Source organism: Streptomyces sp. NPDC015532 (assembly GCF_043078065.1).
Classification (GTDB): Bacteria; Actinomycetota; Actinomycetes; order Streptomycetales; family Streptomycetaceae; genus Streptomyces.
On the sequence record NZ_JBIBSY010000003.1, the window covers coordinates 174211 to 188577 of the forward strand.

A 14367-nucleotide genomic window follows, 5' to 3' on the forward strand; every position below is an offset into this window, starting at 1 on the left:
GTTCACCCGGGCGCCCGGCCCCGCGCGGCCGCGAACAGCGCGAGAGCCAGGACGACCAGCGCGGCGCTCGCGTAGAGCTCGTGACCGTCGAGGAAACCCAGCCGCCGCACGAGTCCCCACCCGTGCAGCCGGCCGGTGAATTCCTGGAGCAGACCGAGGACGCCCTGAACGAGGGCGACGACACCGAGCACCTCCAGCACCTGTTTCATGGGACGACCCTCACCCCGCGGACCCCCCAAGCGCATCGGCCGCGGGGTGAGGCATGTCCGACCGAAGACGCGGGGTGCCGTTCCCCCGCCGGACGAAAGTCTGAAGCGTGCCGACTTTGGTCGCCGGCAGGGCTGATGGAGAGGTGGCCGCGGGTTGGGCTGCGTAGATTTGTCGACCGTGAGTGGTGACAATCCCGCGCCCGAGCCGCGTGACGTTCCAGCGCCGGTCCTGGCCGCCCGGCGCTGGCTGCTGCCGTCGGCGGTGGCCGCGGACCTGGACCCCGACGCCGAGCGCGCCGGACCCTCCGGACGGCCCCGGCGCACCGTGCGCGACTGGGTCGTCGACTTCGGCTGCTTCGTGCTGGCCGTCGCCATCGGCCTCGCGGCCGCGAACACCCTGACCGACGACCCGCACGTCCCGCACGGGCTCGCCGTCGCCGACCAGCTCCTCGGCGTGCTCGCCTGCGCGGCGGTCTGGCTGCGCAGGCGCTGGCCGCTGGGCCTGGCCGTCGCCATGATCCCCGTCGGCCTGCTCTCGACCACGGCGGGCGGCGCGGGACTGGTCACCCTCTTCACCCTCGCCGTGCACCGGCCCTTCCGGTACGTGGCCTGGGTCGCCGGTGTCCAGCTCGCGCTGCTCCCGGCGTTCTTCTGGCTGCGGCCCGACCCCGAGCTGCCGTATCTCGCCGCTCTCGCCGTCAGCGCCCTGCTCACCACCGCGGTCGTCGGCTGGGGCATGTTCGTCCGGTCCAAGCGCCAGCTCATGCTGAGTCTGCGGGACCGCGCGCGGCGGGCCGAGACCGAGGCGGCGCTGCGGGCCGAGCAGGCGCAGCGGCTCGCGCGCGAGGCGATCGCGCGCGAGATGCACGACGTGCTCGCGCACCGGCTCACGCTGCTGAGCGTGCATGCGGGAGCACTGGAATTCCGGCCCGACGCGCCACGGGAGGAGGTCGCCCGGGCCGCGGGGGTGATCCGGGAGAGCGCGCACGAGGCCCTTCAGGATCTGCGCGAGATCATCGGGGTGCTGCGGGCCGGGGACTCCGACGAGGCGGGGCGGCCGCAGCCGACGCTGGCGGCGCTCGACGCGCTGGTCGCCGAGTCGCGCTCCGCCGGCGCGAAGGTCGTCCTCGACAACCGGGTCGTCGACCCCGGCGCCGTGCCCGCGTCCGTGGGCCGCACCGCGTACCGCATCGTCCAGGAGGGACTGACGAACGCGCGCAAGCACGCGCCGGGTGCGGAGGTCACGGTGACGGTACGGGGCACCGCCGGCTCCGGGCTGACCGTGACTGTCGCCAACCCCGAGCCGCCGAGTCCGGTGCCGAAGGTCCCGGGGTCCGGGCAGGGACTGATCGGGCTGACGGAGCGGGCGACGCTGGCGGGAGGGCGGCTTGAGCACGGGGCGGTGGGGGGTGGGGGGTTCCGGGTCCGGGCGTGGTTGCCGTGGGGGGCGTAGCCCGCGGTGTCGCTGCGCCGGCGTTTGAGGAGCGGGGTCCGGGGCGGAGCCCCCAGGGTGGGTCGGGATGGGTCGGGTTGGGGTGAAGAGGGCTTGGGCCTGGTTGGGTGGGGGGGATGACGGCGATTCGGCTGGTGCTTGTGGATGACGATCCGTTGGTGAGGGCGGGGCTGGCCCTCATGATGGGCGGCGCCGAGGATGTCGAGATCGTCGGTGAGGCCGCCGACGGCGGTGAGGTGGAGGGCCTCGTCGACCGCACCCGGCCCGACGTCGTGCTGATGGACATCAGGATGCCCGGTGTCGACGGACTGACCGCCACCGAGCGGCTGCGCGGGCGGGAGAAGGCGCCCCAGGTCGTGGTCCTGACGACCTTCCACGCCGACGAGCAGGTGCTGCGCGCACTGCGCGCGGGCGCCGCCGGGTTCGTCCTCAAGGACACACCGCCCGCGCAGATCCTGGAGGCGGTACGCCGGGTCGCGGCCGGAGACCCGGTGCTGTCGCCCACCGTCACCCGCCAGTTGATGGAACACGCCGCGGCCTCCGCCCTCGACACCCGCAGGTCCGGGGCTCGTTCCCGGATCGCCGTCCTGAACGGGCGTGAGCGCGAGGTCGCCGTCGAGGTCGGCCGGGGCAGGTCGAACGCGGAGATCGCCGCGGGACTGTTCATGAGCGTCGCCACGGTCAAGACCCACGTCTCCCGCATCCTCGCCAAACTCGGCCTCAACAACCGTGTGCAGATCGCGTTGCTGGCGTACGACGCCGGGCTGCTGGAGGAGGACGGGCACTGACGAGGGACCTCGCACGTTGAGCGGGGTGACGGGAGGGAGAGTCGTGATCGATCTGGGGGAGTACGGAACGCGGTTCACCGAGGATCCGCATCCGGTCTACGCCGAGTTACGCGCGCTCGGTCCGGTGCACCGGGTGCGGCTGCCACCGCCGGACGAGACCCATGAGACCTGGCTCGTCGTCGGATACGAGGAGGCGCGCGTCGCGCTCGCCGACCCGCGGCTGGCGAAGAACGCGGACTCGGCGGGGTTCGTCTTCTACGGTCAGGAACTGATCGGCGAGCACATGCTGTTCGCCGACCCGCCGCAGCACACCCGGCTCCGGACGCTGATCGCGGGCGAGTTCACCGCCCGGCGGGTCGCGGCACTGCGTCCGCGGATCCAGGAGATCACCGACGAGCTGCTCGACGCGATGCTTCCGCGCGGGCGGGCCGACCTCGTCGAGTCCTTCGCCTATCCGCTGCCGCTGACCGTCATCTGCGAGCTGCTCGGGGTGCCCGAACCGGACCGGGCCGCCTTCCGCGCGCTGTCCACGGAGACGGTGGCTCCCACCAGTGCCGAGACCGAGCACAAGGCCTTCGTCCAACTGGCCGCCTATCTGGGCGACCTGATCGAGGACAAGCGGTGCGCGGGTCCCACGGACGACCTGCTCAGCGGACTCATCCGCACCACCGCCGAGGACGGTGACCGGCTCTCCGCGCGGGAGTTGCGCGGTATGGCGTTCCTGCTCCTCGTGGCCGGGCACGAGACGACGGTCAACCTGATCTCCGGCACCGTCCGGGCGCTGCTCGGTCATCCCGGTCAACTCGCCGCCCTGCGGGCCGACATGACGCTCCTCGACGGCACCGTCGAAGAGACTCTGCGCCATGACGGCCCGGTGGAGAACGCGACCTTCCGCTATGCCGCCGAGCCGCTCGACATCGGCGGCACGGCCATCGCGGCGGGGGAGGAGGTGATGATCGGTCTCACCGCGGCCGACCGTGACGCGGCGCGCTATCCGGAGCCCGACCGCTTCGACCTCCGGCGCGAGCCCCGCGGCCATCTCGCCTTCGGCCACGGCATCCACTACTGTCTGGGCGCGCCGCTGGCCCGGCTCGAAGCCCACGTGGCTCTTCGCTCCCTGCTGGAGCGGTGTCCGGACCTGGCGCTCGACGGCCCGCCGAGCGGCTGGCTGCCCGGCATGCTGATGCGAGGTGTGCGCCGTATGCCGGTGCGCTGGTGAGCGGCCCGGTGCCGCGGGAGGAGCGTTGCCCGTGCTGCGTACGGCGGAGATCACCGCGGAGCTGACCGGCCTGGAGAACACCCGCCACCAGCTCTACTGGCGCTCACGGCTGGAGTTCAGCCTCGACTGCTTCATCTGTGAGCGGACCGGGCGGACCACGGTGTTCGAGCGCGGCGCCGAGCAGGCCCGGTGCTCCGGCAGCCGCAGTGGATTCCCGGGCCACCACACCGCGGGCAGGATCGCCGGGTTCGACACGACGAGCGGCCGGGAGCGGCTCGCGGTCCGCGCCCTGGTCGACTTCTGGTGGGCGCCGTTCACCGACACCCGGGACGACCGGAAGGCCTCCGCGCCCACCAGCCACCCCTGGGTCCGGCTGCACCTCGCCTATCACTGCCCGGAGGCGAACGAGTCGGGGACCGGCAGCGTCCAGACCAACCTGGTGCGGCCGTACCGTCTGACGTGCAAGCACTGCGACGCACTGCTCGGGGTCGACCGGGAGACCCCGGCGGTCCGGCTCCTCAGCGGCCGATCCTGACGCACCCACTGCCCGTGGCGAAACTCGGATGAGCCGGCCACCCCGCTGCTCCCCGGCCGGCAGCGGCCCGTGACGAGCGGGTCCGCGGCCGAGCGGGGAGGGCCAGGCGGGGACGGTCGCGCGGGGTGAGCGGTTCGGTGGGGGCGTGGTGCGGGCCCTGTCTCAGAGCCTGCCGCCCGGGATCTCCGCCGGTGAGACCGGGCGGCGCTCGCGCCGGGACAGCTCGCAGGCCTCGGCGATGCGCAGCGCCTCCAGTGCCTCGCGGCCGTCGCAGGGGTTGGCGCGCTCGCCGCGGACCACCTCCACGAACGCGGCGAGCTCCGCCTCGTAGGCGGGGCCGAAGCGTTCCAGGAAGCCCGTCCACGGTTTGTCCGCGGGCGGCGGTCCGGCCGGTTCGGTCGAGGCGATCGGCGTACGGTCGTCCAGGCCGACGGCGATCTGGTCCAGCTCGCCGGAGAGCTCCATGCGGACGTCGTAGCCCGCGCCGTTCATGCGGGTGGCCGTCGCCGTCGCGAGCATGCCGTCGTCGAAGGTGAGGACGGCCGCCCCGGTGTCGATGTCGTTCGCCTCGCGGAACATCGAGGGCCCGGCGTCGGAGCCGGTCGCGTACACCTGGACGACCTCACGGCCGCTGACCCAGCGCAGCATGTCGAAGTCGTGGATCAGGCAGTCGCGGTAGAGCCCGCCGGAGAGCGGGAGGTATTCGGCCGGGGGCGGCGACTGGTCCGACGTCATCGACCGTACGGTGTGCAGCCGGCCGAGCCGGCCCGAGCGCACCGCTTCGCGGGCGGCCGTGTAGCCCACGTCGAAGCGGCGCTGGAACCCCATCTGCAGAACCGTTCCGGCGGCATCCACCTCGGCGAGCGCGGCGAGCGTCCCCGCCAGATCGAGCGCTATGGGCTTCTCGCAGAAGACCGGGAGCCCGGAGCGGGCCGCCCGGCCGATCAGTTCGGCGTGGGCCGAGGTGGCGGCCGTGATGACCACCGCGTCCACGCCCCAGGTGAAGATCTCGTTCACGGTGGGCGCCGCCGTGGCGCCCAGCCGGTCCGCCAGGCGCTGGGCCCGTGCGGGGTCCGCGTCCGTGACGATGAGAGAGCCGCCGACCTCACGGTGGCGGCTGAGAGTGGCCGCATGAAATGTACCGATACGGCCCGCTCCGATGAGTCCGATGCGCATGGGAACAAACTGAGGGGCGACCCGTCACGCTGTCAATGCTTTGTCCGGACAATCGAACTTCACAACTTCCCGTCAACATCTCCCGGAGCTACGCTCGATCCGTGGCCAAACCAGTTGTGGATCCGACCGTGTCGCTCCAGCTCAGCGTCGACCGCACCAGTCCGGTCCCGCTGTACTTCCAGCTGTCGCAGCAGCTCGAGGCCGCCATCGAACACGGGGCGCTGACCCCGGGAAGCCTGCTCGGCAACGAGATCGAGCTCGCCGCGCGGCTCGGTCTGTCCCGTCCCACGGTGCGCCAGGCCATCCAGTCCCTCGTCGACAAGGGACTGCTCGTCCGGCGCCGAGGCGTCGGCACCCAGGTGGTGCACAGCCAGGTCAAACGCCCTCTGGAACTCAGCAGCCTCTACGACGACCTGGAGTCGGCCGGCCAGCGCCCCGCGACCCAGGTGGTCCTCAACACCGTCGAACCGGCGTCCACAGAGGTCGCGGCCGCCCTCGGGGTGAGCGAGGGCAGCGAGGTCCACCGTGTCGAACGACTGCGTCTCGCGCACGGCGAGCCGATGGCGTACCTCTGCAACTTCCTGCCCCCCGCGCTGCTGGAGCTCGACAGCGACCGCATGGAGGCCACCGGTTTGTACCGGCTGATGCGCGGGGCCGGCATCACCCTCCACAGCGCCCGCCAGTCCGTCGGCGCCCGCGCGGCCAGCGCGGACGAGGGCGAGCGGCTCGGCGAGCCCGCCGGGGCCCCCGTGCTCACCATGCAGCGCACCACCTTCGACGACACCGGCCGCGCCGTCGAGTTCGGCTCCCACATCTACCGCGCCTCGCGCTACTCCTTCGAGTTCCAGCTCCTCGTACGCCCCTGAGCCGACGGTTCTCCGTACGGCCGTCGAGCCTCGTCGAGGCCCGTCCCACCCCGCGCGGGAACCGTGATTTGGGCGGATGATCCCAATGATCGATACTTGGCCGTTTGGGCCGGTACGAAACCGGTCCTCCAGGGCCCGCGGGAGGGCCCCCGGGCCGGTCCTCACGGCCCGGCACACCAAGAGCACGGCAAGAAGGGCACGGCCTCGTGGCACGGACACGGACCTGGGTGGGCATCGCGCTGGCGGGGGCGCTGACAGTGTCCCTCGCGGGATGCAGCAGCACCGGGGGGAAGCGGGCCGAGGATGCCCGCAAGGCGGCGGCGGCCCAGGGCAGGGCCGCGGTGAACACGCCCCGGTGGACCTTCGCGATGATCACCCACTCGGGTGACGGCGACACCTTCTGGGACATCGTCCAGAACGGCGCCGAGCAGGCGGCGGTCAAGGACAACATCAACTTCCTGTACTCGCACGACGACGAGGCCCAACAGCAGGCGCAGCTCGTGGACGCCGCCGTCGACAAGAAGGTCGACGGCATCATCGTCACGCTGGCCAAGCCGGACGCCATGAAGGCCGCCGTCGCGCGTGCCCACAAGGCCGGCATCCCGGTGATCACGGTGAACTCCGGCTCCGCGGAGTCCAAGGCCTTCGGCGCGCTCACCCACATCGGCCAGGACGAGACGATCGCCGGCGAGGCCGTCGGTGACGAGCTGAACAAGCGGGGCCGCAAGAAGGCCCTGTGCGTCCTGCACGAGCAGGGCAACGTCGGGCACGAGCAGCGCTGCGCGGGCATGAAGAAGACGTTCGACGGGACCGTGGAGAACCTCTACGTCACCGGCACCAACATGCCCGACGTGCAGTCCTCCATCGGCGCCAAGCTCCAGGCCGACACGTCGATCGACTCGGTCGTCACGCTCGGCGCGCCCTTCGCGGACACCGCGGTCAAGGCCAGGCAGGACGCGGGCAGCAAGGCCGAGATCGACACCTTCGACCTGAACGCCAAGGTCGCCGCCGAGCTCAAGAACGGCACCCTCGGTTTCGCCGTCGACCAGCAGCCCTGGCTCCAGGGCTACGAGGCCGTGGACCTGCTCTGGCTCTACAGGTACAACGCCGACGTCCTCGGCGGCGGCAAGCCCGTCCTGACCGGGCCGCAGATCATCACCAAGGGCCAGGCCGCCGAGCTGGAGCGCTACGCGGACCGGGGGACCCGATGACCGCCACGGCACCCGCGCCGGCGCCCGGCCCGAAGACCGACGAGCGGCTCCTGAAGACCTCGCCGCTGCGCAAGCTGCTGAGCCGCCCCGAGCTGGGCTCCGTGGTCGGCGCCGTCGCGGTCTTCCTCTTCTTCGCGGTCTTCGCGGACAGTTTCGTACGGGCCGCGAGCCTCAGCACCGTCCTGTACGCGGCGTCGACCATCGGCATCATGGCCGTCCCGGTCGCGCTGCTGATGATCGGCGGCGAGTTCGACCTCTCCGCGGGCGTCATGGTGACCAGCTCCGCGCTCATCTCGTCGATGTTCAGCTACCAGATGACGGCGAACGTCTGGGTCGGCGTGGTCGTCTCGCTCTTCGCCACCCTCGCGATCGGCGTCTTCAACGGCGTCATGCTGACCCGTACCGACCCGCCGAGCTTCATCATCACGCTCGGCACCTTCCTGATGCTGACCGGTATGAACCTCGGCTTCACCAAGCTGATCAGCGGCACGGTCTCCACCAAGTCGATCTCCGACATGGAGGGCTTCTCCTCCGCGAAGGACGTCTTCGCCTCGACGGTCACCATCGGCGGCGTCGACTTCAAGATCACCATCCTGTGGTGGCTGGCCCTGGTCGCCGTGGCCACCTGGATCCTGCTGCGCACCCGCGTCGGCAACTGGATCTACGCCGTCGGCGGCGGTGAGGAGGCGGCCCGCGCGGTCGGCGTCCCCGTCGACAAGACCAAGATCGGCCTCTATATGGGCGTCGCCCTCGGCGCCTGGATCTCCGGCCAGCACCTGCTGTTCTCGTTCGACGTCGTTCAGTCCGGCGAGGGCGTCGGCAACGAACTGATCTACATCATCGCGGCCGTCATCGGCGGATGTCTGATCACCGGCGGCTACGGCTCCGCGATCGGCGCCGCCGTGGGCGCGCTGATCTTCGGAATGGTCAGCAAGGGCATCGTCTTCGCCGAATGGAACCCGGACTGGTTCAAGTTCTTCCTGGGCGTGATGCTGCTCCTCGCGACCCTGCTCAACCACTGGGTCCGCAAGCGCGCGGAGGCGACGAAGTGACGACGGAGAGCGACATGACCGGGGAAGCCGCCGCCGTGGAGCGCCCGGCGCTCGTCGAGCTCGACAGCGTCAGCAAGTACTACGGCAACATCCGCGCCCTCGAAGGTGTCTCGCTGGAGGTCCACGCGGGCGAGATCACCTGTGTGCTCGGCGACAACGGCGCGGGCAAGTCCACCCTCATCAAGATCATCGCGGGTCGGCACCAGCACGACGGGGGCACCCTGCGCGTCGAGGGCGAGGAGACCCGGCTGTCGTCCCCGCGTCAGGCCCTGGACCGCGGTATCGCCACCGTCTACCAGGACCTCGCCGTCGTCCCGCTGATGCCGGTCTGGCGGAACTTCTTCCTGGGCTCCGAGCCCCGCAAGGGCTTCGGCCCGTTCAAGCACCTCGACGTCGAGCACATGCGGCGCACGACCCACGCGGAACTCCTGCGGATGGGCATCGACCTGCGCGACGTCGACCAGCCGATCGGCACCCTCTCCGGAGGTGAGCGCCAGTGCGTGGCGATCGCCCGCGCCGTCCATTTCGGCGCCAAGGTCCTCGTGCTCGACGAGCCCACCGCCGCCCTCGGCGTGAAGCAGTCCGGTGTGGTCCTCAAATATGTGGCCGCCGCAAGGGACGCCGGACTGGGTGTCGTGTTCATCACCCATAATCCGCATCACGCCTATCTCGTGGGTGATCGTTTCGTCCTGCTGAAGCGCGGCACCATGTCGGGCAACTACGCCCGGGACGGGATCACGCTGGACGAGCTGACGCGCCAGATGGCGGGCGGAAGCGAGCTGGACGACCTGCGGCACGAGCTGGAGAACCGTGCCCTGTGAGGGCGCGGGACCGTGACCCGGACGGCCTCGTGGACCGGCCGGAACAGGCCACATACGGCCCAGGCGTCACATGTGTCACGGAGCTTCCACGGTGCGGCCCCGGTACGGCGTAGGGCAGAATCGGCGCGATGAGCACCTACCGCGACCTCGCGCTGCCCCGAGCTCTCGGCTCCGCTCGCGCGGGGGGCACCCCCATCGGCTCCGCGCGGGCCACCGTCCTGCGGACCGTGGGCACACGCGAGCGCCGTTCCCATCTGACGGCACCCCGTGTCCCCACCGTCGGCATCGACATCGGTGGCACGAAGGTGATGGCGGGTGTGGTGGACGCCGACGGCACCATCCTGGAGAAGGTCCGCGCCGAGACGCCGGACAAGTCCAAGAGCCCCAAGGTCGTCGAGGACACCATCGTCGAGCTGGTGCTGGACCTCTCCGACCGGCACGACGTGCACGCCGTCGGCATCGGGGCGGCCGGCTGGGTGGACGCCGAACGCAACCGCGTCCTGTTCGCCCCCCATCTGTCCTGGCGCAACGAGCCGCTGCGCGACCGCCTCGCCGGGCGGCTCGCGGTGCCCGTGCTGGTCGACAACGACGCCAACGCCGCCGCCTGGGCCGAGTGGCGCTTCGGCGCCGGGCGCGGCGAGGACCACCTCGTGATGATCACGCTCGGCACCGGCATCGGCGGCGCGATCCTGGAGGACGGCCAGGTCAAGCGCGGCAAGTTCGGAGTCGCCGGAGAGTTCGGCCACATGCAGGTCGTGCCCGGCGGCCACCGCTGCCCGTGCGGCAACCGCGGCTGCTGGGAGCAGTACAGCTCCGGCAACGCACTCGTCCGCGAGGCCCGCGAACTCGCCGCCGCCGACTCCCCGGTGGCCTTCGGGATCATCGAGCACGTCAAGGGCAACATCGGGGACATCACCGGCCCGATGATCACCGAGCTGGCCCGCGACGGCGACGCCATGTGCGTCGAACTCCTCCAGGACATCGGTCAGTGGCTCGGCGTCGGCATCGCCAACCTGGCCGCCGCCCTGGACCCCTCCTGCTTCGTCATCGGCGGCGGTGTGAGCGCGGCCGACGACCTGCTGATCGGACCCGCCCGCGACGCCTTCCGCCGGCACCTCACGGGCCGCGGCTACCGCCCCGAGGCGCGGATCGCGCGCGCCCAGCTCGGCCCCGAGGCCGGCATGGTCGGGGCCGCCGACCTCGCGCGGCTCGTCGCCCGCCGGTTCCGGCGCGCCAAGCGGCGCCGTGTGGAGCGCTACGAGCGGTACGAGCGGTACACCGAGACCCGCCGCACGACGCAGCAGGAGTCGCGGTGACCGCCTCCCTGCCTCGTCAGGCGACGTCCCCGGACGAGCCGCGGCGACCGCCCGAGGACCCGCGCCACAGGTTCCGGCGCCGCGCGCTGACCCTGCTGATCATCGTGCTGCTCATCGGCGTACCGGCCGGCTACCTGGTGATCTCCGCCGACCAGAGCCGCAACAGCGGCAAGGACAAGGAGGCGAAGTACTCGGCGACCGGCCTCACCTCGGGCTGGCCCTCGCGCGTCCAGCGCCGCCTCTACCAGGTGCCGATCCCCGGCAAATCGACCGACGTCGCGTACTACGAGACGAACAACTGGAAGACCAGCCGGCTGTACGTCCAGTTCGGCACCACCCAGGCCGGTCTCGACGGGTTCCTCAAGGGCATCGGCACGAGCCGTTCCGCCCTGGTGAAGGACCACATCACCATCAGCGACCGCAATCAGAAGGTCGTCGGATGGGAGTTCACGGGCCCCGGCCCCTGGTGGGGACTCGTGCACAAGCAGAAGGACCCCGCACCCACCCAGGACATCGTCGTGAACGGCTCCCGGACGGACCACCCCATGGTGTACATCGTCTCGCGCACGATCCCGTAGCCCATCCGCACGATCCCCTCGGTTCGGCGCGGTTCGGACCGGGACCCGACGGGTCCACCGCCGCCCGCCGCGGCCGTGGGAGCCGATTGTCAGACCCCGCCCGTAGAGTCGAAGACAACTGATTCGACGGGCGGGAGGTGACCGGGCGTATGCGGGACACGGCGGACGTGGTGACCGCGCGGGTGACTTCCGCGGGCGCGCCTTCGGCATGGGCACGCTCCGCCTCCACGGCGGATCCCCGGACGCGGGACCTCACGCGGCCGCCGGACGACCAGCCGCCCTCCCCACGGCTCGCCGCCGTCTTCCTGCCCGCGCCGCTGCCCCGCGAAGGCCGCGTCGCGTTCTGGGACCCGCGGGGCGAAGCCCTGCCCGCCGAGGACGACGGGGACGGCCCCCGGCCGGGGGAGCACCCCGACGGAGCGACGTCGCCCGGCACACCGGCGCCCGCACGCGAGCACACCGGACTGACGGTCGTACGGCCGCACGGCCAGGGCGTCCGCAGGAGCACCGTCCCCGCGCTGATCCTCCCCCTGGGCGAAGCCCTGCCCGTGCTCGCCGGGGCGCGGCGTGACCCCGGGGCCCATCCCGCCACCGTGTGCTGGGGCGCCGCCGCGCTGCACGCGCTGCGCCTCGTCGCCCGCGGACGCCTGCTGCCGGGGCTCACCCCCGACGGCTTCGACGCCTGGCGCGCGGGTCCCCTGGACCCGGACGACATCGCCCACCTGCGGTCGGTCGCCGGGGCCCTTCCGTACGAGGGACACGCCGTCCCGCTGCCCGGCAGGGGACCGGTCCGGCTGCCCGAACCGGAAGCCCTGGTGCGGTCCTTCCTGGACGCGGTCGCCGACACCCTGCCCCGCACCCCCGCCGCGCCCTACACCTGCGGCAAACCCTTCGCGGCCCGCGAGCCGCAGCGGCTCACCGGCGCCCACGACTGGGCCGCCGAGGTCGCCGCCGGCATGGACGCGGGCGTGCGGATCTCGCTGCGCCTGGACCTCTCCGCCCACCAGCTCTTCGACGACGGCGAGGGAGCGCGGCGCGCGGGCGCCGCCGTCGTCCAGGTGCACAGCCTCGCCGACCCCACCCTCGTCGTCGACGCGGCCGGCCTGTGGGCGGGGGACGCCGACACGGTGTTCGGCCCCCGCGCCCGCGTCGACGCCGCCCTCGCCGTCCGTCGCGCCGCCCGGGTCTGGCCACCCCTCGACCGGCTGTCCGAACAGGACGTGCCCGATGTGCTCGCCCTCTCCGAGGAAGAGCTGTCGGACCTGCTCGGGGTCGTGGCGACCCGGCTCGGCGCCGCCGGTGTCGCCGTGCACTGGCCCCGGGACCTGGCGCACGACCTGAGCGCCGCCGCGGTGGTGCGTCCCGCGCCGGGTTCGGCGACCGACGGGACCGGTTTCTTCGAGAGCGAGGAACTCCTTCAGTTCCGCTGGCAGTTGGCCCTCGGCGGAGATCCGCTCAGTGAGGCGGAGATGGACGCGCTGGCCGAGTCCCACCGGCCGGTCGTCCGGCTGCGCGATCAGTGGGTCCTGGTCGACCCCGCCCTCGTCCGCAAGGCCCGCAAGCGCGAACTGGGCCTGCTCGACCCGGTGGACGCCCTGTCCGCCGCGCTCACCGGAACCGCGGAGGTCGACGGGGAGACCGTCGAGGCGGTGCCGGTCGGGGCCCTCGCCACCCTGCGCGACCGCCTCACGGCGGGCGTGACCCCCGTCGAGCCCCCGCCCGGCCTGGACGCCCGCCTGCGGGACTACCAACTCCGCGGGCTCGCCTGGCTGGACCTCATGACCTCCCTCGGCCTCGGCGGCTGCCTCGCCGACGACATGGGACTCGGCAAGACCGTCACCCTCATCGCGCTCCACCTGAAGCGGGCCCGCAGCGAACCGACGCTGGTCATCTGCCCCGCCTCGCTCCTCGGCAACTGGCAGCGGGAGATCACCCGTTTCGCGCCCGGCGTCCCCGTGCGCCGGTTCCACGGCCCCGACCGCACCCTGGACGGTCTCGACGGCGGCTTCGTCCTGACCACGTACGGCACGATGCGTTCGGCCGCCGCCCACCTCGCCGAGCAGCGCTGGGGCATGGTCGTCGCGGACGAGGCACAGCACGTCAAGAACCCGTACTCGGCGACGGCGAAGGCCCTGCGGACCATCCCGGCCCCCGCGCGCGTCGCGCTCACCGGCACACCCGTGGAGAACAACCTCTCCGAACTGTGGGCTCTGCTGGACTGGACGACCCCGGGTCTGCTCGGCCCCCTCAAGTCCTTCCGCGCCCGGCACGCGCGCGCCGTGGAGAACGGCGAGGACGAGGAGGCCGTGGCCCGGCTGGCCCGGCTGATCCGTCCGTTCCTGCTCCGCCGCAAGAAGTCCGACCCCGGAATCGTCCCCGAACTCCCGCCGAAGACGGAGACGGACCACCCCGTCCCGCTCACCCGCGAACAGGCCTCCCTCTACGAGGCGGTGGTCCGCGAATCCATGCTGGCGATCGAGACGACCGACGGCATCGCCCGCCGGGGACTGGTCCTCAAGCTGCTGACCTCCCTCAAACAGATCTGCGACCACCCGGCCCTGTTCCTGAAGGAGGACGCAGGGGCGGCCGCCCAGGGGACCACCTCCCGTTCGGGCAAACTGGCCCTGCTCGACGAGCTGTTGGACACCCTGCTCGCCGAGGACGGTTCGGCGATCGTCTTCACCCAGTACGTCGGCATGGCCCGCCTCATCACGGCCCATCTGACCGCCCGCGCCGTCCCGGTCGAGCTCCTGCACGGCGGTACGCCGGTCGCGGAGCGCGAACACATGGTGGACCGCTTCCAGAGCGGGGCGACCCCCGTCCTGGTGCTGTCGCTCAAGGCCGCCGGCACCGGTCTGAACCTCACCCGCGCCGGCCACGTCGTCCACTTCGACCGCTGGTGGAACCCCGCCGTCGAGGAGCAGGCCACCGACCGCGCCTACCGCATCGGCCAGACCCAGCCCGTCCAGGTGCACCGGCTCATCACCGAGGGCACGGTCGAGGACCGGATCGCCGAGATGCTCGAAGCGAAGCGGGCCCTCGCCGACGCGATCCTCGGCTCCGGCGAGGCGTCCCTGACGGAGCTCACCGACCGCGAGCTGTCGGACCTCGTCTCGCTCCGGAGGGCGTCATGAGCGGGACCG

Annotated in this window: 13 protein-coding genes; 11 read left to right on the top strand and 2 right to left on the bottom strand. The window is 72.1% G+C overall.

Annotated elements, in window-relative coordinates; translation table 11 throughout:
* Positions 1 to 2: 2 nt before the first annotated feature.
* Positions 3 to 209 carry a hypothetical protein gene (locus ACF07B_RS12060; RefSeq protein WP_392178867.1) on the bottom strand — a complete coding sequence of 69 codons (207 nt, stop codon included), beginning with the start codon at positions 207 to 209 and terminating at the stop codon, positions 3 to 5.
* A gap of 178 nt (positions 210 to 387) precedes the next feature.
* Here ACF07B_RS12060 and ACF07B_RS12065 point away from each other — a divergent pair, with 178 nt between their 5' ends.
* The 4 genes from ACF07B_RS12065 (at position 388) to ACF07B_RS12080 (ending at position 4204) form a co-directional block, all read left to right on the top strand.
* Positions 388 to 1662, top strand: a complete 1275-nt coding sequence (locus ACF07B_RS12065; RefSeq protein ID WP_392178868.1) for a histidine kinase — start codon at positions 388 to 390, stop codon at positions 1660 to 1662.
* A 116-nt stretch (positions 1663 to 1778) separates the two neighbouring features.
* Positions 1779 to 2450: a response regulator gene (locus ACF07B_RS12070; RefSeq protein ID WP_392178869.1), complete on the top strand. Its 672-nt coding sequence runs from the start codon at positions 1779 to 1781 to the stop codon at positions 2448 to 2450.
* A 43-nt stretch (positions 2451 to 2493) separates the two neighbouring features.
* On the top strand, positions 2494 to 3669 hold the full coding sequence (locus ACF07B_RS12075; protein ID WP_392178870.1) for a cytochrome P450: 1176 nt from the start codon (positions 2494 to 2496) through the stop codon (positions 3667 to 3669).
* A 31-nt stretch (positions 3670 to 3700) separates the two neighbouring features.
* Entirely contained in the window at positions 3701 to 4204 is a 504-nt protein-coding gene (locus tag ACF07B_RS12080) for a hypothetical protein (protein WP_369482201.1), read from the top strand.
* Positions 4205 to 4366: 162 nt separating this feature from the next.
* Here the strand turns inward: ACF07B_RS12080 and ACF07B_RS12085 are convergent, their stop codons facing one another.
* Complete coding sequence (locus tag ACF07B_RS12085; protein WP_369482199.1) at positions 4367 to 5380, bottom strand: Gfo/Idh/MocA family oxidoreductase; 1014 nt, start codon at positions 5378 to 5380, stop codon at positions 4367 to 4369.
* A gap of 128 nt (positions 5381 to 5508) precedes the next feature.
* Between ACF07B_RS12085 and ACF07B_RS12090 the strand changes: the two genes are divergently transcribed.
* The 7 genes from ACF07B_RS12090 (at position 5509) to ACF07B_RS12120 (ending at position 14358) form a co-directional block, all read left to right on the top strand.
* Positions 5509 to 6246 carry a GntR family transcriptional regulator gene (locus tag ACF07B_RS12090; protein ID WP_369482240.1) on the top strand — a complete coding sequence of 246 codons (738 nt, stop codon included), beginning with the start codon at positions 5509 to 5511 and terminating at the stop codon, positions 6244 to 6246.
* A gap of 206 nt (positions 6247 to 6452) precedes the next feature.
* Positions 6453 to 7457, top strand: coding sequence for a sugar ABC transporter substrate-binding protein (locus tag ACF07B_RS12095; protein WP_392178871.1), 1005 nt, complete (start codon positions 6453 to 6455; stop codon positions 7455 to 7457).
* Complete coding sequence (locus ACF07B_RS12100; RefSeq protein WP_392178872.1) at positions 7454 to 8509, top strand: ABC transporter permease; 1056 nt, start codon at positions 7454 to 7456, stop codon at positions 8507 to 8509. The genes ACF07B_RS12095 and ACF07B_RS12100 overlap by 4 nt, the downstream gene beginning before the upstream one ends.
* A gap of 14 nt (positions 8510 to 8523) precedes the next feature.
* A complete protein-coding gene (locus ACF07B_RS12105; RefSeq protein WP_392178873.1) occupies positions 8524 to 9330 on the top strand; it encodes an ATP-binding cassette domain-containing protein in 807 nt (268 codons plus the stop codon).
* A gap of 128 nt (positions 9331 to 9458) precedes the next feature.
* Positions 9459 to 10646: an ROK family glucokinase gene (locus ACF07B_RS12110; protein ID WP_392178874.1), complete on the top strand. Its 1188-nt coding sequence runs from the start codon at positions 9459 to 9461 to the stop codon at positions 10644 to 10646.
* The gene (locus ACF07B_RS12115; RefSeq protein WP_369482189.1) at positions 10643 to 11224 is read left to right on the top strand and encodes a sugar kinase; all 582 of its coding nucleotides are present in this window, start codon (positions 10643 to 10645) and stop codon (positions 11222 to 11224) included. The genes ACF07B_RS12110 and ACF07B_RS12115 overlap by 4 nt, the downstream gene beginning before the upstream one ends.
* 149 nt (positions 11225 to 11373) lie before the next feature.
* Positions 11374 to 14358, top strand: a complete 2985-nt coding sequence (locus ACF07B_RS12120) for an SNF2-related protein (protein WP_392178875.1) — start codon at positions 11374 to 11376, stop codon at positions 14356 to 14358.
* The last annotated feature ends 9 nt before the right edge of the window (positions 14359 to 14367 follow it).

What these genes read in the sequence shown, in the direction of transcription:
- ACF07B_RS12100 (WP_392178872.1), top strand. Translation starts at nt 7,454, where the DNA reads ATGACCGCCACGGCACCCGCGCCGGCGCCCGGCCCGAAGACCGACGAG.
- ACF07B_RS12110 (WP_392178874.1), top strand. Translation starts at nt 9,459, where the DNA reads ATGAGCACCTACCGCGACCTCGCGCTGCCCCGAGCTCTCGGCTCCGCT.
- ACF07B_RS12060 (WP_392178867.1), bottom strand. Translation starts at nt 209, where the DNA reads ATGAAACAGGTGCTGGAGGTGCTCGGTGTCGTCGCCCTCGTTCAGGGC.
- ACF07B_RS12070 (WP_392178869.1), top strand. Translation starts at nt 1,779, where the DNA reads ATGACGGCGATTCGGCTGGTGCTTGTGGATGACGATCCGTTGGTGAGG.
- ACF07B_RS12120 (WP_392178875.1), top strand. Translation starts at nt 11,374, where the DNA reads ATGCGGGACACGGCGGACGTGGTGACCGCGCGGGTGACTTCCGCGGGC.
- ACF07B_RS12085 (WP_369482199.1), bottom strand. Translation starts at nt 5,380, where the DNA reads ATGCGCATCGGACTCATCGGAGCGGGCCGTATCGGTACATTTCATGCG.
- ACF07B_RS12105 (WP_392178873.1), top strand. Translation starts at nt 8,524, where the DNA reads ATGACCGGGGAAGCCGCCGCCGTGGAGCGCCCGGCGCTCGTCGAGCTC.